Here is a 17,982-nt window from a genome sequence, read left to right as displayed (position 1 = left end):
CCCCAGCCCTCGGCCGCGACCCGTCCCCGTCATCCCGGCGCGCTTTTGGCCGGGATCCACTCGACCGACCGGTGGACTCCGGCCAAAAGCGTGCCGGGGTGACAGCCTGCTGCGTTGTGCGCCGGGGTGGCGGGGAACCGCTGGGATCGAACCGGCGGAAGGGCGGGTGCGTGTCGGCGTGTGTGATCGAACGCATAGTCCGGGGGAGCCTGTCCGCTTTGCGGGGAAATCGCGGGCCGGTGTGCGGGCGAAGGGTGCGCCGAGCGGCGAATTGCCTTGTGACGGCGGTCACTTGGTGGCGTAGGTCGCGACGGCGCGCGGCGGCGGGAAGGCACACTGGAGTCGTGAGTCAACGCACGGACCTACGGCCGCATCGGATCGCCGTGCTGTCGGTGCACACCTCCCCGCTGGCCCAGCCGGGGACCGGCGACGCGGGCGGCATGAACGTCTACGTGCTGCAGACCGCGATCCAGCTGGCCCGCCGCGGCGTCGAGGTGGAGATCTTCACCCGCGCCACCTCCTCCAACGACGAACCGGTGGTCGAGGCCGCGCCGGGCGTGCTGGTGCGCCACGTGGTAGCGGGCCCGTTCGAGGGTCTGGACAAGCACGACCTGCCCACGCAGCTGTGCCCGTTCGCCGCCGAGGTGCTGCGGCAGGAGGCCCGGCATCTGCCCGGCCACTACGACCTGATCCACTCGCACTACTGGCTGTCCGGCCAGGTCGGCTGGCTGGCCCGGGACCGCTGGCGGGTGCCGCTGGTGCACACCGCGCACACCCTGGCCGCGGTCAAGAACGCCCATCTCGCCGCGGGCGACACCCCCGAGCCGCCCGCCCGCGAGATCGGCGAGAAGCAGATCGTCGCCGAGGCCGATCGCCTGGTCGCCAACACCGGCGACGAGGCGCGGCAGCTGGTCGAGCTCTACGGCGCCGACCCCGAGCGCATCGACGTGGTGCTGCCGGGCGCCGACCTGACCCGCTACCGCCCCGGCGACCGCGCCGCCGCGCGTGCCGAACTGGGCCTGGACCCGCACGAGCAGATCGTCGCGTTCGTCGGCCGCATCCAGCCGCTCAAGGCCCCCGACGTGCTGGTCCACGCCGCCGCGCAGGTACTGCGCGAGCAACCCGGCCGAACCTTGCGCGTCCTGATCGTCGGCGGACCGTCCGGCACCGGATTGGATCGCCCGGACGCGCTCATCGAACTGGCCGCCGCCCTCGGCATCGCCGATCGGGTCACCTTCCTGCCGCCGCAGCCGCCGGACCGCCTGGTGCAGGTGTATCGCGCGGCGGATCTGGTGGCCGTGCCCAGCTACAACGAATCGTTCGGCCTGGTCGCGATCGAGGCGCAGGCCAGCGGCACGCCGGTGCTGGCCGCGCACGTGGGCGGGCTCGGCACCGCGGTGCGCGACGGGGTGTCGGGGCTGCTCGTCCCGGGCCACCGCACCGACGAGTGGGCGGCCGCGCTGCGCAAGCTGCTCGACGACCCCGACGGCCTGCGCCGGATGGGCGCCGCCGCGGTCGGGCATTCCGCGAACTTCTCCTGGGAGCACACCGCCGAAGGTCTGCTGGAGAGCTACACCCAGACACTGTCGGGCTATCGGGGCATGCGCTCGCGCCTGGTGGGTACGTTGCAGGCAGAGAGCAGTCAGGCCAGGTCGCGGGCGCTGTGGCGGCGCCGGATGGGAGTGGTTCGCCGGTGACCGACACGATCCGAGACACCGCACAGCTGATCGACGACACCCTGCGCGAGCGGGAGGTGGACTACACCCGCGAGGGCGAGGACGTGTTCGTCGTCGTCCTGCCCGGCGAGCGCAAGCTCAAGACCACCGTCATGCTGACCGTCGGCAAGCACGGGGTGCGGACGGAGTGCTTCGTGTGCCGCAAACCGGACGAGAACTTCGAGGGCGTCTACAAATTCCTGCTGCGCCGCAACCGGCGTCTCTACGGCGTCGCCTACACCCTCGACCGCGTCGGCGACATCTACCTCGTCGGCCGCTTCGCCACCCACACCGTGACCCCCGACGAACTGGACCGCATCTTCGGCCAGATCCTCGAGGCCGTCGACGCCGACTTCAACGTCCTGCTCGAACTCGGCTTCGCGGAATCCATTCGCCGCGAATGGAAATGGCGCGTCTCCCGGGGCGAATCCCTCAAGAACCTCCGCGCCTTCGAACACCTGGTGAACACCGAGGACTCCTGACTCTGCCGGATATCCGGTGTCAGCGGCCGTGTCAGAGCGGCGTCAGGCCGGTGTCAGCGGGGCGCGCGACTGTATTCGCATACCAACCGAACACAGTCGCAGAGGACGAACCGCCATGCCGATCACCGTGACCGACCACGACGACACCCTTCCCCAGACCGCTCCGGCCGTCGACACCGCTACGAGCAACGGGCCGAAACACACTGAGCTGCAGCGGATCATCGACGGCATCGTCGAGTCCGGTATCACCGGGATCACCGTGCGCGTGCGGGATGAGCACGGCGAGTGGACCGGCAGCGCGGGCCTGGCCGAGCTGGGCGGCACCGCGCAGCCGCCGATCGACGGACACGTCCGGATCGGTTCCAACACGAAGACTTTCACCGCGACCCTGGTGCTCCAGCTGGTGGCCGAGGGCCGGATCGACCTCGACACCCCGGCGGTCGACTACCTGCCCGAATTCGACCTCGACCCCCGCGTCACCGTGCGAATGCTGTTGCAGCACACCAGCGGCGTGTTCAACTTCACCGGCGAGTACTTCCCCGACGGAACGATGGTGCCCGGCATCCCCGCCACCACCGCGGGCAAGGAATGGGTGGACCTCCGTTTCGAGACCTACCGGCCGGAGGAGCTGGTCCGGCTGGCGCTGTCGAAGCCGGCCCGTTTCGAGCCGGGCACCGACTGGAGCTACTCCAACACCAACTACGTGCTGGCCCGGCTGCTGATCGAGAAGGTCACCGGCCGTTCGGTCGCCGCGGAGATGGAGCGGCTGATCATCGGACCGCTCGGCTTGTCGGGCACGTTCCAGCCGACCACCGAGACCGAGATCGCCGAACCGCACGCCCACGCCTACTACCGCTACGAGGACGAGGGCATGACGAAGACCGTCGACGTCACCCGCCACAACCCCTCCTGGATCTCCAGCGGCGGCGACATGATCTCCACCACCGCCGACCTCCAGACCTTCGTCTCCGCCTTGGTAACCGGCGAACTCTTGCCGCCCGCACTGCTGGCCGAGATGTACACCGCGCACGCGACGCCCCTCCCCGGCATGGCCTACGGCCTCGGAATCTTCGTGCGCGACACGGCTTCCGGCGGCACCGTGATCACCCACAACGGCGGCGCGGCGGGCCACGCGGCCCTCATGTTCAGCACTCCCGACGGCGCCACGACCCTCACCGCCGCGCTGAACTACGTGGACGACGCCGCCCTGTCCCTGGCCGCGGCTTTCCAGCAAGGTATGCAGCAGCTGGCCGACGCGGTGTTCTGATCCGGGCGCATCAGGCCGGTCGGACGCGGCCGGCCTTGATTGTGTGGCAGGGCGGGCGTCGCCGGGTGGGATTGTGTGGCAGGGCGGGCGTCGCCGGGTGGGATTGTGTGGCAGGGCGGGCGTCGCCGGGTGAGAATGCGGTGGCCCGGCAGGTGGCAGGCAGGAGGTGCTCGGCGATGACTGTGCTGGCGCTCGACATCGGGGCGACGAAATTCGCGGCCGGAGTGGTGCATGCCGGACGGCAGGTGCGGGAGGTGCGGCGGGCCGCGGTGCCGCCGGAGTCGGTGTGGGAGGCGTGCCGGGAGCTGTTGCGGCAGGTGGGCGGAAACGAGCGGGTGTCCGCGATCGGCATCGGCTCGGCCGGGCCGGTCGATGTCCGCGCGGGAACCGTTGCGCCGCTCAACATTCCGGAATGGCGATCCGGCTTCCCGCTGGTCGCCGCCGTCCAGGAGGTCTTCCCGGCCGCCGTGATCCGGCTGGCCGTCGACGGCGCCTGCCTCGCGCTGGCCGAGCATCACATCGGCGGCCTGCGCGGCGTACGCGACGGCCTGGCGATGACGGTGTCCTCCGGCATCGGCGGCGGCATCATCATGGACGGCCGGGTTGCGGTGGGCCGCACCGGAAATGCCGGGCACGTCGGCCACATCGTGGTACCGGGATCGAACGCGCCCTGTGGATGCGGCGGCGTGGGCTGCGTCGAGGCGGTGGCGAGCGGCATGTCCTCGGCCCGCTGGGCGCGCGAGCAGGGCTGGACCGGCGCGACCGGCATCGACCTGGCCCGCGACGCCCACGCGGGCGACCCCATCGCCCTCGCCGCGCTCGAACGCGCGGGAACCGCACTGGGACAGGCGATCTCGTCGGCGGCCGCCCTGCTCGACATCGATCGCGCCGTGATCGGCGGCGGCTTCGCCGAAGCCGGTGCGCCGCTGTGGAATTCGCTGCGCGCGGCCATCGCGACCCACGCCCGCCTGGACTTCACCCGCACGCTCCGCGTCGTACCGTCCCGCATCACCAACGGCGCGACCCTGGCCGGCGCGGGAGTCCTCGCCGCCGGCCACGCCACCGCGGACGAGTACGACTGACGGTCCCGACGCCGGGCCCGTGCCCGCCGACCGCGCGCCTGACCTGTTTCGGCTGGTCGGCGGGCTATCGTCGAGGGGTGGCAGCCGAATTCACGCCGGGTGATGTGGTGTTCGTGCCGAGCGGCCCGTTCCAGGGCGTCTGCGGTGTGATCCGGGAGGTCGACACCGGACGGGAGGAATTGCACCTCGACATCCGCGTGCGCGGCGGCCGCCACGGCGTGCTGGTCCGCTTCGACGAGGTCGAGTGGGTCTAGTCACCCGAGCCCGTGACCAGGCCCGTGCCGCGCGGCGCGGCCGGATAGCATGACTCGCATGACGTACACCCTCGTGCTGCTGCGCCACGGCGAGAGCGAATGGAACGCCCTGAACCTGTTCACCGGCTGGGTGGACGTTCATCTGACCGACAAGGGCCGGGCCGAGGGTAAGCGCGCCGGCGAACTGCTGGCCGAGCACGGCATCCTGCCCGACATCGTGTTCACCTCGCTGCTGCGCCGCGCGATCGGCACCGCCAACCTGGCGCTGGACGCCGCCGACCGGCACTGGATCCCGGTGGTCCGCGACTGGCGTCTCAACGAGCGCCACTACGGCGCACTCCAGGGCAAGAACAAGGCGCAGGTCCGCGACAAGTACGGCGACGAGCAGTTCATGCTGTGGCGCCGCAGCTACGACACCCCGCCGCCGCCGATCGAGCCGAACAGCGAGTACAGCCAGGACGGCGACCCGCGCTACGCCGATGCCGAGGTGCCCGCCACGGAGTGCCTGCAGGACGTCGTCGCCCGCATGGTCCCGTACTGGGAGTCGACCATCTCCAAGGAACTCGTCACGGGCAAGACGGTTCTGGTTGCCGCCCACGGCAATTCGCTGCGTGCCCTGGTGAAGCACCTGGACGGCATCTCCGACGAGGACATCGCCGGCCTGAACATCCCCACCGGCATCCCGCTCCGCTACGAACTGGACGAGAACCTCCGCCCGGTCGGCCCCGGCGAATACCTGGACCCGGAGGCCGCCGCCGCCGGCGCCGCCGCCGTGGCGAACCAGGGCGGGAAGTAGGTCCCACCCCGCAGGCGGGTCTCTCTTCGACGAACGCGCTGTGGCCGTGTGCCACAGCGCGTTCGATCTTTTCCGGCCGCCCGGAGCGTCCGCTGTCCTCCCGACCCGCGTACCGATATGTTCGGACAGCTCGGTTTGTGACCTCCCTCTCCCTGCGCGCCTGTAGCTATCGCGTTGCCCACGGCTACGCGACGGCTCTAGGCGAGGCGTCGGCAGAGGAATCGAGGCCGGTCGCACGTGGTGCAGACCGCAATCGGTAGGTGAGATTTCAACTCTTCCGCTGGTCGTCGCGGTGGAGGAGAGCGTGAGTCACTGAGAGTTTTTCGTTGCAATTGCCGGAATGCCGGTTTGTAACTTACTCGCCGGTAGATACACTTCCGGTCGTTCGACCATTTCGAGAGGTGGATCACGTCCGATGAAGTACGCGCTGCGTGCCACAGTAGCGGCGGTCGCCGCGAGCGTGGTGTTCCCTTTCTTCACCGCCACGGCCTCCGCGGGACCGATCGCCACCGGTCCGGACGGCGGTGCCGCGGGCGCCGCGTGGACGTCCGCCCAGGACGGCCCGCAGCAGTACCCGAACATCCACATCGACTGGGACGTCCCGATCACGATGAGTGACGGCACGGTGCTCAAGGGCAATGTGTACCGCCCCGCCGACGCCGCCGGCCGTCCCGCCGACGTGCGGACGCCCACCGTCGTCAACCTCACCCCGTACACCAAGCTGGTCTCCAACCTGGCCGATCACGCGCAGTCGATCCCTGGTCTGTCCGATGCGCTGCTCGGCCTGTTCCGGCAGATCGATCTGTCCGGCACGCCGCTGTCGGGTGTCACGGATCTGACCAAGGCCTTCGGCGGCGGCGAGCTGCGCAACTTCACCGTCGACCGCCAGCTGATCCGCAGCGGTTACAGCCAGGTGGTCGTCGACGTGCGCGGCACCGGCTTCTCCCAGGGCCAGTGGGACATGCTGCGCCAGCGGGAGCAGCAGGACACCGTCGAGGTGATCGATTGGGCCGCAAGGCAACCGTGGTCCACCGGCAAGGTCGGCATGAACGGCATCTCGTACTCCGGGATCAACCAGGTGCAGGCCGCCGAGAAGCACCCGGCCGCGCTGAAGGCGATCTTCCCGGTGGTGCCCGGCAGCGACCTGGTCGACGACGTGCTGGCCCCGGGCGGCGGCTTCGGCTTCAACTTCATCCCGCTGTGGCTGACCGCGATCAACAGCCTCAAGTGGGTGCCGGACGTGCAGTCGATCGTGACCGGCAAGTTCGACACCACTTGGCTCGGTGACCGTGTCGCCGATCCGTACACCTACATGGACGTGCTGCTGTCCGCCTACACCAGCACGCGCATGGAGGATCTGGACCCGCGGGTGAAGCAGATGCTGTCGGACTACAGCGCGGAACGCCAAGCGTGGCTGGGTGATCCGAGTTCGATCGACATCCCGACCTTCGTCACCGGCGGCTGGCACGACCTGTTCACCTACTCGGAATCGAAGATCTACAACGAGATCGCGCTCCCGCCCGGGCAGAAGCAGCTGTTCATGGGCAACACCTACCACCTCAACTCCGGCAACGAGTACGGTCGGCCGGGCCTGCCGCCGCGCCTGGACGTGTTGCAGCGCGCGTGGTTCGACAAGTGGCTCAAGGGAATCGACAACGGCATCGACACCTACGGCCCCGTGACGCTGCGCCAGCAGGGCGGCGGGTGGGTCACCCAGGACGGCTTCGGCCCGTCCGCGCCGTCGCCGCAGGCGGCCGAGTATCGCCGGATGTACTTGTCCGCCAACCGGAGTGGCACCGCGAACAGCGTCTACGACGGCTCGCTGACAGGGTGGGCGAACGACGACACCGCGCGGCTGACGGTGTCGCCCGGCCTGACCACGTTGTGCTCCAACGATGCCGCCCAGGCCACGGCCGGCGTCCTGTCGATAGTCGATGGCTGCGCGAAGGATTCGCGGGTGGCCGAGCTCAACGCGCTGACCTTCACCAGTGACCCGGTCGCGGAGCCGACCACCCTCTCCGGTCCGATCGCGGTGCGGCTCAACACCGTTCAGGACGCGGCCGACGGCTACTGGGTTGCCACGGTGAACGACGTCGCGCCCGACGGGCAGTCGACGGTGCTGTCCTCCGGTCAGCTGATGGCCTCGCTGCGGCAGGTCGACGAATCCCGCAGTGCGCGTTCGGCGAACGGCGACTACACCGACCCGCGCGCCTACACCTCGCTGGACAAGCGCGAGCCCACGGTGCCCGGCGAGGCGACCACCCTCGACCTGGCCCTCACCGCCACCGAAGCCGTCCTGCAACCCGGCCACCGCCTGCGCGTTGACGTCTTCGCGGGCAACTTCCCCAAGGGCGTGCCCATCCTCCCGATGCTGCTCGACACAGGTCTGAAACCCCAACACATCCAACTGGATCCGAGCGCACCGAGCTTCGTGAACATCGCGGTGCGTGGCAACCCCGGCTGGTAACCAGACCTCCTGGCCGTCCCGGGTGCGCACAACGGCGTGCGCCCCGGGACTTTTCACGTGTCGAGCCAGTGCTCGATCTCGTCGAGGGTGCGTACGCCGAGGATGTGTTCGCCGTCGTCGGCGGCGCGCAGTGTCCAGAGGTGCGGGGGTAGCGGCTCGCGCATCAAGCGGTAGCCGCTGTCGCGGGCGCGCAGTACGAGCAGCGAAATGCGTGTCGCGGGCGGACCGGCGGCAGGCAGGTAGGCCCGCCAGAAATCGGCGTGCACCGCGTTCCACAGCCGGTCCAGTTCCGGGAACAGCTCGCGCATCTCCACCAGATCGGGCGCGAGCAGGAGCGAACTGACGAATACCGCATCCGCGTCGGAATCCGTGCGCACCAACAGAATTCGAATCCGATCCCGATGCAGTCGCCACTCGGCCGACCATCCGTCCGCGGCCGTCGTCCGGATCCCGCTCATGACCCGCCGACACGATAGGCGCCCGACGGCTCGGCCAGCGCGCTCAGCCGATCGAGCACCTCCCGCAACGTCTCGTGCCCCGGCCCACCCGCACCGGACGCCGACTCGGCACACAACACCGGAAACTCGATCCCCCGGCCCGCGGCGCGCTCCCGCGCCGTCACCGTCTGCGGCGTAAGCCGCCCCGCCAGCACCAGCGTCTGATACGCCGCCGACTTCCACACACATCTTCCCCTGCGGCACTGCCGATGCCGCCGCATCAACTCGTGCGCCAACTCCACATCGCCGACCCCACACAACCCCGGCACCGCGATCAAGATCGATTGCTCACTCATTACTGTCGGACCTCCGGTCTAGGTTCGAAGTCGCTGCTACCGGTGAGCATGGGAGAAGAACGCAGGTCAGGGGTGATGATGCGGCGAGATGCCGGAAGACGGGCAAAACCGCAGTAGCAGTTCGCTATCTCCACATAGTCTTGGTCGCATTGCGATCAAACACGGTTCGCGATCGGAACGAGGGGGTCGGCGTGACAGATGAGGACGAGCTCGAGGAGACGGGGAGCACCCTGCCGAGGCGGCAACTCGGTAGATACCTCAGAGAGGCCCGCGAGGCGGCCGGTATGACCCTGCAACAGGGCGCCGACTACATGGAATGGGGCAAGACCACGCTCCAGAATCTGGAGACCGCACGCTCACGCAAGGTCCGTACGCATGTGGTGAAAGAGCTGTGCGAACTGTACGGATGCGACGCGACCAAGACCGCCGCCCTCACCGGCCTGGCCCGGCAGATCCCGTCGAAGTCTTGGTGGCACGCCTACGGCGATTTGATCCCCGCCAGCTTCAACCTGTACCTCGGCCTGGAAGCCGGTGCGCGGGAGCTGACGTTGTTTCAGCCGTCGATCGTGCCGGGCCTACTCCAAACGCCGGAGTACGCGCGCACACTGGACCGGCAGTACTTCCCGGAGGAGACCGAAGAGGAGATCGATAGGCGCGTGCAGGTGCGTATCCAGCGGCAGAGCATCCTCACGCGAAAGCGGCGTTCGGTGAAGCTGACCATCGCGGTGCATGAGGCCGCCTTGCGTACCGTTGTCGGTTCACGGAAAGTCATGGCCCAGCAAATGCGGCATCTTGCCGACATCTCTACCCGGGACAACGTAAGCATTCGAATCTTGCCGTACACAGCGGGATTCCCCTACGGCATGGCGCTCAATCCGTTCGTGATCCTCGATTTTCCCGACGATGTGAGGGGAAGGCCCGTCGAGCCAACACTCGTCTTCGCTGAGAGCTTCATCGGCGGCATGTACTTTGAGAGGAAGACCGACGTGAGGGCATATCGCGAGGCTTTCGAGAAGGTCTGGCAAGCATGTATGGACGAGCCGACGAGTCGCACGATGGTTCGAGAGATGGCAAGGGAGTATGACCGTGCCCGCTGATCTAGATGACGCCCGTTGGTTCAAGTCGAGCCGCAGCGCGGGCGGGCAAGAGTGCGTCGAGGTCGCCTTCGCGGATGATGTTGTGGGAGTTCGTGATTCGAAGAACCCCACTGGCCCGGCTCTGGTGTTCACTCCCGCCGAGTGGGACGCTTTCACCGCAGGCGTACGCAACGGCGAGTTCAACCACCCGGCGTGACCGTGACGTTCTGCTGAGAACCCCGACGAGGGAGTGCGGCCGTGACCGTTGACTCTGCTGGGGCCGAGTGGTTCAAGTCCAGCCACAGCTCCGGCGGAAGTGAGTGTGTCGAGGTCGCCTTCCTTGCGGACGGTGTTGTGGGCGTCCGGGATTCGAAGAATCCTATCGGCCCTGCGCTGATGTTCACTCCCGCTGAGTGGGGCGCCTTCACCGCAAATGTGCGTGCGGGCTCGTTCCACCGACCAGCATAGTTTCGGCGCGTAATGATGGATTGCCCGGACGCGTCCCTGGCCATCGGCGTGGGTAGTCCGTAATCGGTTGTGAGTTCAGTTCTTTCGCGTGCGTAGACCGTCGAGTAGCACGCGGGTCAGGTGGTCGTCGACCTGGGCGCCGCAGCGGCAGACCGCTACGTTCAGTACTCGGACCACCTCGGCGGGTGGGACGTCGGGGCGTAGGGCGCCTTCGTGCTGGGCGGCTGCTGCGATCTCGGCGATCAGGGTGTTGGCTTCGGCTTCCAGTTCGGGGAGTTCGGGGCGCGCGGGTTCGTCGGTGAGTAGCGACTTGATCAGGGCCAGTGGGAGGGCCACGCAGTGTTCGACTACGCGGAGCAGGGCGTCCCATGCCGGGGCCCGGCCGATCTCCGCGCGGGTGGCCTCGATCAGTTCCCGCAAAGTGTCGACCGCGATGTCTTCGAGTAGGGCGCGGCGGTCGGGGAAGTGGCGGTAGAGGGTGCCGACGCCGACTCCGGCCGCGCGTGCGATGTCCTCCATCGACACGGCCTCGCCGCGCTCGCCGGCCAGCCGCAGGGCTGCCTCGGTGATCGCCGAACGGTTCCGCCGCGCGTCCGCCCGCACTTGTCTGCTCCCATCAACCGGAATCTCGGATTCAGCTTATGCTACCGTCGGATAAGCGGAATCTTGAATTCACCTTGGAGGGGCAATGCGGATCGGCCTGTACGTCGGAGACCAGAGTGACCTCGAAACCCGGATCGAGCAGGTGCGCGCCGCGGCCGAACACGGTTTGGCCAGCGTCTTTTTCAACGAGGTGCTGGCGTGGGACCCGCTTGTCGCCGCCGCGCTCGTCGGGGCCGCCGTGCCGGGGATCGAGTTGGGCACCGCCATCGTGCAGACCTATCCGCGCCACCCGATTTCGCTTGCCGCGCAGGCGCTTACGGTGGCGGCCGCGACCGGCAACCGCTTCACCCTCGGCGTCGGCCCGAGCCACAAGCCGTTCATCGAAGACGTCTACGGCCTGTCCTATGACCGACCCGCTCAGCACATCCGTGACTACCTGACCACGCTGCGCACCGAATTCTCCGGCACCGGTCACGTGCGACTGTCCGGCGTCGAACCCCCTCCGCTGTTGCTCTCGGCGCTCGGTCCCGTAATGCTGCGTATCGCAGGCGAATTGGCCGACGGCACCGTCACGGTGTGGGCGACCCCCGCGACGATCGCTGACCACATCCGTCCCCGGCTCGACGCCGTGGCGAAGAACCCGCGCGTCGTGGCCTCGGTGATGGTGAGCGTGACGAACAGGCCGGACACCGTGCGCGACGAAGTAGCGAGCACACTCGGTTTCGCCTCCGACTTCGCCAGTTACCGAAGGCTTCTCGACCGCCAGGGCCAGCGCAACGTCGCCGAGACCATCGTCGCCGGTGACGAGGAGACCGTCGCCGACGCGATCCGCGCATACGCTGACGCGGGAACGACCGACATCGTGGTCAGCCTCGTCGGCGACGCCGAGGAGAAGTCCAGAACCCTGCGGCTGGCCGGAGATCTCGCCCGCTCCCGGTAACCATCGACGCCGTGCCCGCACCCCCGCTACCATCGGCATTCATGAATGGGGATGGGGGACAATCGAATCCGAACTCCGGCATAACGGTCGTACCGGACGAGGTTCGCGCAGTCGGACAGTACGTCTACAACATCGCCGACACGATGCGCCAAGCCTTGGACGCCGCGAGCCGCGAGGTCGACGGCCTACTGTCCCAGGGCTGGACCGGCGACGCCGCCGACGAGTTCTCCGAAGGCTGGACCGACACCCGCGACGGCGGAACGAAGCTCATGACGGCGCTGACGTCCCTGGCCGAAAAGCTCGGCGTTACCGCGGAGAACTACCGCAACACCGACGACGGTTCCAGCACCGGCTTCACCCAGCTGAACATGTCATGAGCTCCGAATTCTCGGTCGACCTCGACCACCTCGACTCGGTCGTCGCCCGCCTAAACGGTTTGGTCGGCTTCCTCCGCGACCACCTCGACGGCCTCGACCAAAAAGTCACCTCGCTACACGGCTCCTGGGAAAGCCTCGCAGCCCAGGCATACACCGACGCCCACCGCGATTGGGCAGCGAGCGCCCAGGAATTCCTCGACGGCGTAGCCGAAATGACCGACGCGGCCCGCAAGGCCCACGGCCGCTACACCCGAGCCATCGACCTCAACCAAAGGATGCTCCGGGGGGACTGAGCCGTGAACATCGACTGGCAGATCTACTACGAGGCCGCGAAGAAATGCCACGACCTCGCCGCGGATCTCCGTCGCGCGGACAAGCCGGTCCACGACGCGGTCAAGAACGAATGTGCGGGCATGGCGGGCGATGCCCCCGGCTGCCGTCAGTGGGGCGAATCCTATGACCGCACTGCCCGGGACACGATGCAGGCCTGCACGAATCTCGCCGACGCCCTCACCAACTTCGGCAACGTGCTGTACGCGAACGGCTACAACTACGGGATCGCGAACCGCAGCAACCCGCCGCCGCACCGGCCGACCGTGCAGGACATGTCCGTCTACCAGGTCTCCATCCCGACCTCGGTGCACGACAACGGAATCGGCATAAACCATGGCGGCGGCGTCAAGGAACTGTTCGACAAACTGATCGCCGAGATCATCCAGCAGTTCGGCAAACTACCCAACGGTGACGTCAAGAAGCTCGAGAAGGCATCGACGGTATGGCGTACATTCGCCGACCACGCCACCGTCACCGGAGCCGCCGGCCGCATCACCGAAATCATCGGCCTCTTCGACCGTATCGAAGACAAGAACACGCTGCCTCTGATCCTCGATCACCTCAACACCTTGCACGGCAGCGCCAACCAATTGGTCACCGCCACAAGCAACCTCGCGGGCCCGGTCGCCGAATACCACACCAGCACGGTGAACGTCCGCCACCAGATCGAATCCTCCGTCACCACAGCCGAATGGGCGATCGGCCTGACCGTCGTAGCAGCCGCCGCCACAGCCTGGTTCACCCTCGGCGGCACCGCCGCAGCCGGCGCGGGCGGCGTCGGCGCGATAGTCACCAACACGGTCAACACCATCCGCAACGTCTACCAAGGCAGCACCCTCATCCGAGCAGTCGGCCTCACGGCAGCCGCCGCCGGTGCCGTCGGCGTCATCAAGGCCTTCGACGCCGTCCCGACCTTGGACAGCACCATCAAGTCCCTCGAACACCTCATCCTCATGCGGGTGTTCCTCGATGACGACCCCGCCGACGACGGGGAGCATCCTCCCGACTCCGCAGCAGACAACTTCGAGGGCACCGGATATTCTCTCGACGAAATTGCGGAATTCGCTCGCGGTCACGCAGGTGACGACAACCCGGCAATGGGCCGTCCATCACTGCAGGAAATCGAGGAAACGTTGAAGAACGGTACGACGTCTCCGGGCGCAGGTAACTCTGTGCGGTACGACTACCAGGGCACTAGAGTAATCGTCAACCGGGACATGCCATGGCGATCGACAACCTACTACCCAAGTCGGTGATATATGAGTGACGAGTTGGCCGATGGGATCAGGGCGCGGTTCGACGACCGTGAAAAGACGGAGTTGGACTCCTGCCGCCACCAGGTCAACGAGTGGCGTTCCTTCGGTGTGCTGGATCTGCTCGTGAGTTGGGCACTGCATGTCGAGAAGATCGACTCCGATCGTTTCCGGGTAGCTCACGAGCGGGGAGTGTGGGGTGCGTACGACCTCGTAGCCGCTTTTTCCATACGCGACTTCTTGGCAGAATGCATCGAGCGTCTCGACGGTCCGTTGAAGGGCAAAGTGGCAGACGTGGCGGAAGAGCATGATGCGCGATTGCGGGCCATCACTGTCGAGGATGGGGAAAAGCTGCTCTTGCCATATGTGGATTTCGAACTGACGACTGCTCCCTGGTGGTGGCACCGCATCCCCGATTCGGGCCCGCTGCTGGACGAATTGCTCGCTTCCGCTGCTCATTGAGCCTGCGAAGATCGGCTCCCTTGATGCCGAAATTGACGAGTCCGGTAACGGAAGGCGAAGTGTGCGGTCCGAGGACATGGGAGGTGCACAGTGAGTGGACACCCGCGATGATCGTGAGTTCGTTCGATGGGGAGGGGTGTGGCAGTCTGCCCTGGTTGGTGGGGGTGGTTTGTGCAATCGAATAGTTCTGTGCGAATCCGGCTCTCGTGGAAGGGGAAGCGTCATACCTTGGGGGGTAACTGGTTTCCGAGGGAGTGGGCGGTCAGCGATGAGGCTTCTGTTGCGGGCTGGGGTGGTGGTTGTTGCCGCTGTGGCGTTGGGGGCGCTGGTGGTGCTGCCGGCGGGGGCGGCGCCTGAGCCGGTCGGGCCTGATGGTGGGGCGGCGGGGGCGGCTTGGGCGGCGGTGGAGGATGGGCCGCAGCGGTATCCGAATGTGTTCATCGAGTGGGATGTGCCGATCACCATGAGTGACGGCACGGTGTTGAAGAGCAATGTGTATCACCCGGCGGATGCGGCGGGGCGGCCGATCGCGGAGCCGACGCCGACCGTTGTGAACCTCACGCCGTATACGAAATTGGGGTCGATGGTGATCGATTCCGCGCAGTCGATACCGGGGTTCTCCGATGAGCTGCTGCGGCTCGTCCACGAATTCGATCTCTCGGGTACGCCGTTCTCGGGCATCACGGACCTGACGAAGTCGCTCGGCGGCGGCCTCGTTCGCAACTTCTCGGTGGACCGCCAACTCGTCAAGAGCGGCTACACGCAGGTAGTCGTCGATGTGCGGGGAACCGGCTTCTCGCAAGGGGATTGGGATCTGCTGCGGGCGCGCGAGCAGCAGGACACCGTCGAGGTGATCGACTGGACCGCACGGCAGCCGTGGTCGACCGGGGACATCGGCATGAGCGGGGTCTCCTACTCCGGCATCAACCAGCTGCAAGTGGCGGCGAAGAAGCCGCCCGCGTTGCAGGCGCTGTTCCCGGTTGTGCCCAGCGGCAACCCTTTTCGTGACGTGGTGGCTCCGGGTGGCGCGATCGGCACCACGTTCATGCCCGCGTGGCTGCTCGGCGTCAACATGGCCAAGCTGATGCCGGACCTACTCTCGGTGGCGCAGGGACGTTTCGACGGCAAGTGGCTCGCCGACCGCCTCGCCGACCCGTTCACCTTCGTGGACGCGCTGATCGACGCCTTCGTCACGCCGAACATCGACCAACTGAGCCCGAAGGTGCAGGAACTGCTGCGATCCGACAGCCCCACCCGACAGGCGTGGGAGACCGACGCGAGCGCCATCAGCACGCCGGTCTTCATCTCCGGCGGCTGGCACGACCTGTTCGTCACCTCGCAGGCCGACTTCTACGATCGAATCCCGTTGCCGCCCGGTCGGAAACAACTGCTGATGGGCGACACCTACCACATCACCAACGGCGCCGAATCCGGCAAGCCCGGCCTGCCGCCGCGCATGGATGTCCTGCAACGCGCGTGGTTCGACAAGTGGCTCAAGGGCATCGACAACGGCATCGACCGCTACGGACCCGTCACGGTGCGCGAGCAGGGCGGCGCGTGGAAGACGCTGTCGGCCTTGCACAAACCCGAATCGCAGGCGGACTACCGGCGCATGTACCTGGCCGCCGCGCCCAGCGGCACCACCGCGGGCAGCGTGCACGACGGCTCGCTGTTCACCGGACCGAGCCCGGAAGTCGAAAGCCTCAGTGTCGCACCGGGTCTCACAGGCCTCTGCTCCCGCGACGCCGCACAGCAGACGATCGGTGTCGCCGCGATCGTCGTCGCCTGCGGTGACGACAACCGCGTCCACGAGCTGAACGGCCTGACCTTCACCAGCGCACCCGTGGCCGGTCCCACCACCGTCTCGGGCCCGATCTCGGTGCACCTCAACACCGTTCAGGACGCGACGGACGGCTTCTGGGTCGTCGAGGTGACCGACGTCGCCCCCGACGGCAGGTCGACCGTGCTGTCCACGGGACAGCTGATGGCGTCCCTGCGGACCATCGACGAAGCCCGCAGCAGGCGCGCCGCCGACGGCGACTACACCCAGCCCGTGCCGGACCTCTCCCTGGACACCCGGCAGCTGACCGTGCCCGGCCAACCCACGCCCCTGGACATTCCGGTCCCCGCCGTCGACGCGGTCCTGCAACCGGGCCACCGCCTGCGGGTCAACGTCTACGCGGGCAACTTCCCCAAAGGCGTCCCGCCGACCCCGTTGCTGCTCGAAACCCGTTTGGCCCCACAGCATCTCCTGCTGGACGCGGCCGACCCGAGTTACGTGCACCTGCCCGTGTCCGGCGACCCCGGGTGGTGAGGGTGATCAGTAGCGGTTCCGCGGCCCCGGCCGGTGCCAGCCCAGACCGTCGCAGCCGTCGCACTTCTCGTACCTGACCACCTCGAGATCCGACTCGCACTCGGGCGGTTTCGGTCGGCGGCCGGACCCGTCACAGGACGAACAGCGTGACCATTCCTCGGGCACCCGTTGCTGCCGTTCGGGTTTGGACCGACCGAAGATTCCCATACTTCAATGCTATGACCAGCGCCTGGTCGAAAACACTTCTTCGGCCGCAATGGGTTTCCGCCGCGATTGGGTAGTTTCACCGGTCCGGTCGACACCGGGCGGGGCCGTCACAACCGGATCGGGCCGAGGTCGGCCGCGGTGCGGGCGAGCGCGCGAATGGCCGCGTTGTCGGCGGTCGAACGCCACGTCAAGGCCCATTGCAGCATCGGCGCGTCGGGCATGGGCAGGAAGACGATCCCGGGCGGGCTGTTGTAGCGGGCGGCGATCTCGCCCAGCGGGTGGACGTAGTCGCCGGACGCGACCAGCGAGACGATCTCGTGGAAGGTCCGCGCGATCGGGCCGCGCGGGACGCGGCGGCCGGACGGCGTGTGGGTGGGGACCATCGAGGAGACCCAGTACTCGGGCGCGTCGGGCCCGAAGTCGATGACGCGGTTGTCGGCGAGGTCCTCCAGCGACGCGCTACCCCGTGCCGCCAGTGGATGATCGGTGGCGACCGCGAGCATGCGGCGGCCGGTGAGCACGGTGGGGCCGACGGTGAGATCGGGTTCGCGGACAGGTAACCACAGCACGTTCACGTCGTGCAGTCCGCTGCGGAGCGCGTTGAACGGGTCGGCTCCGTTGACCTCGCCGAAGGTGATGTCGCTACCCGGATAGCGGGTGCGGAAGGCCTCGATCAGCGGCCGCAGCTCGTGCCCCGCATGCCCGAACACGCCGATCTTGAGGGTCTGACCGGTGCTCAGTCCGGCGGCTTCGGCGCGGGCGAGAGCGGCTTGCAGCAGGTCGTGGACCTGCTGGAGGTCTTCGCGCAGGCGCCGGCCGACCGGAGTCAGCGCTACCTGCCGACTGGTGCGGTCGAACAGTGCCGCCCCGATGCGCCGCTCCTGTTTGCGAATGGCCTGGCTGACCCGAGCCTGCGACACGTGCAGGCGCTCGGCGGTGCGGCCGAAATGCAGTTCCTCGGCGAGCGTCAGGAAGATCTCGATATCGCGTAGCTCCACGAATAACTCCAGGGTTATCAATCGGTCCACGAAGCTTACGTTGATCGGTCGTCCCGTCGCCGCGAAGGTTGTTTCGTCACCGCGGCGCAGGTCCG

At 67.5% G+C, this 17,982-nt stretch carries 20 protein-coding genes; 16 read left to right on the top strand and 4 right to left on the bottom strand.

Annotated elements, in window-relative coordinates; all coding sequences use genetic code 11:
- Positions 1 to 344 precede the first annotated feature (344 nt).
- The 7 genes from mshA to IU476_RS15715 all read left to right on the top strand — a co-directional run bounded on the left by mshA (position 345) and on the right by IU476_RS15715 (position 8,063).
- On the top strand, positions 345 to 1,697 hold the full coding sequence (mshA, locus tag IU476_RS15745; protein WP_195100786.1) for a D-inositol-3-phosphate glycosyltransferase: 1,353 nt from the start codon (positions 345 to 347) through the stop codon (positions 1,695 to 1,697).
- Positions 1,694 to 2,197: a type III secretion system chaperone family protein gene (locus IU476_RS15740; RefSeq protein WP_438944017.1), complete on the top strand. Its 504-nt coding sequence runs from the start codon at positions 1,694 to 1,696 to the stop codon at positions 2,195 to 2,197. The genes mshA and IU476_RS15740 overlap by 4 nt, the downstream gene beginning before the upstream one ends.
- Positions 2,198 to 2,312: 115 nt before the next feature.
- Positions 2,313 to 3,464: a serine hydrolase domain-containing protein gene (locus IU476_RS15735; protein WP_195100784.1), complete on the top strand. Its 1,152-nt coding sequence runs from the start codon at positions 2,313 to 2,315 to the stop codon at positions 3,462 to 3,464.
- Positions 3,465 to 3,640: 176 nt separating this feature from the next.
- Positions 3,641 to 4,546, top strand: coding sequence for an ROK family protein (locus IU476_RS15730; RefSeq protein WP_195100782.1), 906 nt, complete (start codon positions 3,641 to 3,643; stop codon positions 4,544 to 4,546).
- Between the two features lie 77 nt (positions 4,547 to 4,623).
- The gene (locus IU476_RS15725) at positions 4,624 to 4,800 is read left to right on the top strand and encodes a KOW domain-containing RNA-binding protein (protein WP_195100780.1); all 177 of its coding nucleotides are present in this window, start codon (positions 4,624 to 4,626) and stop codon (positions 4,798 to 4,800) included.
- 58 nt (positions 4,801 to 4,858) lie between these two features.
- On the top strand, positions 4,859 to 5,596 hold the full coding sequence (locus IU476_RS15720; protein ID WP_195100778.1) for a phosphoglyceromutase: 738 nt from the start codon (positions 4,859 to 4,861) through the stop codon (positions 5,594 to 5,596).
- A 415-nt stretch (positions 5,597 to 6,011) separates the two neighbouring features.
- Entirely contained in the window at positions 6,012 to 8,063 is a 2,052-nt protein-coding gene (locus IU476_RS15715) for a CocE/NonD family hydrolase (RefSeq protein WP_195100776.1), read from the top strand.
- Between the two features lie 53 nt (positions 8,064 to 8,116).
- Here the strand turns inward: IU476_RS15715 and IU476_RS15710 are convergent, their stop codons facing one another.
- Together IU476_RS15710 and IU476_RS15705 are read right to left on the bottom strand one after the other, a co-directional pair.
- Complete coding sequence (locus IU476_RS15710; RefSeq protein WP_195100773.1) at positions 8,117 to 8,440, bottom strand: hypothetical protein; 324 nt, start codon at positions 8,438 to 8,440, stop codon at positions 8,117 to 8,119.
- Positions 8,441 to 8,517: 77 nt separating this feature from the next.
- Positions 8,518 to 8,856: a hypothetical protein gene (locus tag IU476_RS15705; RefSeq protein ID WP_195100771.1), complete on the bottom strand. Its 339-nt coding sequence runs from the start codon at positions 8,854 to 8,856 to the stop codon at positions 8,518 to 8,520.
- Positions 8,857 to 9,047: 191 nt separating this feature from the next.
- Between IU476_RS15705 and IU476_RS15700 the strand changes: the two genes are divergently transcribed.
- From IU476_RS15700 to IU476_RS15690, 3 genes are read left to right on the top strand one after another with little or no spacing between them, the layout of a single operon-like run.
- Positions 9,048 to 9,953 (top strand): helix-turn-helix domain-containing protein, encoded by a 906-nt coding sequence (locus IU476_RS15700; protein WP_324194069.1) that lies wholly within the window; start codon positions 9,048 to 9,050, stop codon positions 9,951 to 9,953.
- On the top strand, positions 9,937 to 10,149 hold the full coding sequence (locus IU476_RS15695) for a DUF397 domain-containing protein (protein ID WP_195100769.1): 213 nt from the start codon (positions 9,937 to 9,939) through the stop codon (positions 10,147 to 10,149). The genes IU476_RS15700 and IU476_RS15695 overlap by 17 nt, the downstream gene beginning before the upstream one ends.
- A gap of 41 nt (positions 10,150 to 10,190) precedes the next feature.
- On the top strand, positions 10,191 to 10,400 hold the full coding sequence (locus IU476_RS15690) for a DUF397 domain-containing protein (protein ID WP_195100767.1): 210 nt from the start codon (positions 10,191 to 10,193) through the stop codon (positions 10,398 to 10,400).
- 75 nt (positions 10,401 to 10,475) lie between these two features.
- Here the strand turns inward: IU476_RS15690 and IU476_RS15685 are convergent, their stop codons facing one another.
- Positions 10,476 to 11,003: a TetR/AcrR family transcriptional regulator gene (locus tag IU476_RS15685; protein WP_195100765.1), complete on the bottom strand. Its 528-nt coding sequence runs from the start codon at positions 11,001 to 11,003 to the stop codon at positions 10,476 to 10,478.
- An 85-nt stretch (positions 11,004 to 11,088) separates the two neighbouring features.
- Between IU476_RS15685 and IU476_RS15680 the strand changes: the two genes are divergently transcribed.
- The 6 genes from IU476_RS15680 (at position 11,089) to IU476_RS15655 (ending at position 16,682) form a co-directional block, all read left to right on the top strand.
- Positions 11,089 to 11,943 carry a TIGR03564 family F420-dependent LLM class oxidoreductase gene (locus IU476_RS15680; RefSeq protein WP_195100763.1) on the top strand — a complete coding sequence of 285 codons (855 nt, stop codon included), beginning with the start codon at positions 11,089 to 11,091 and terminating at the stop codon, positions 11,941 to 11,943.
- A gap of 41 nt (positions 11,944 to 11,984) precedes the next feature.
- Positions 11,985 to 12,320: a WXG100 family type VII secretion target gene (locus IU476_RS15675; RefSeq protein WP_195100761.1), complete on the top strand. Its 336-nt coding sequence runs from the start codon at positions 11,985 to 11,987 to the stop codon at positions 12,318 to 12,320.
- Positions 12,317 to 12,613: a WXG100 family type VII secretion target gene (locus IU476_RS15670; RefSeq protein WP_195100759.1), complete on the top strand. Its 297-nt coding sequence runs from the start codon at positions 12,317 to 12,319 to the stop codon at positions 12,611 to 12,613. Before IU476_RS15675 ends, IU476_RS15670 begins: the two co-directional genes overlap by 4 nt.
- Before the next feature lie 3 nt (positions 12,614 to 12,616).
- Entirely contained in the window at positions 12,617 to 13,909 is a 1,293-nt protein-coding gene (locus IU476_RS15665; protein WP_195100756.1) for a hypothetical protein, read from the top strand.
- Positions 13,910 to 13,912: 3 nt separating this feature from the next.
- On the top strand, positions 13,913 to 14,368 hold the full coding sequence (locus IU476_RS15660; protein ID WP_195100754.1) for a hypothetical protein: 456 nt from the start codon (positions 13,913 to 13,915) through the stop codon (positions 14,366 to 14,368).
- A 268-nt stretch (positions 14,369 to 14,636) separates the two neighbouring features.
- Positions 14,637 to 16,682, top strand: a complete 2,046-nt coding sequence (locus tag IU476_RS15655; protein WP_195100752.1) for a CocE/NonD family hydrolase — start codon at positions 14,637 to 14,639, stop codon at positions 16,680 to 16,682.
- A gap of 314 nt (positions 16,683 to 16,996) precedes the next feature.
- Here IU476_RS15655 and IU476_RS15650 read toward each other — a convergent pair whose 3' ends face one another.
- The gene (locus tag IU476_RS15650) at positions 16,997 to 17,887 is read right to left on the bottom strand and encodes a LysR family transcriptional regulator (protein ID WP_195100749.1); all 891 of its coding nucleotides are present in this window, start codon (positions 17,885 to 17,887) and stop codon (positions 16,997 to 16,999) included.
- Positions 17,888 to 17,982 lie beyond the last annotated feature (95 nt).

The organism is Nocardia blacklockiae (assembly GCF_015477355.1).
GTDB classification, from domain to species: Bacteria; Actinomycetota; Actinomycetes; order Mycobacteriales; family Mycobacteriaceae; genus Nocardia; species Nocardia blacklockiae.
The sequence above is the reverse complement of the archived record's forward strand: the minus strand, read 5'-3'. Positions and strand labels throughout refer to the sequence as shown.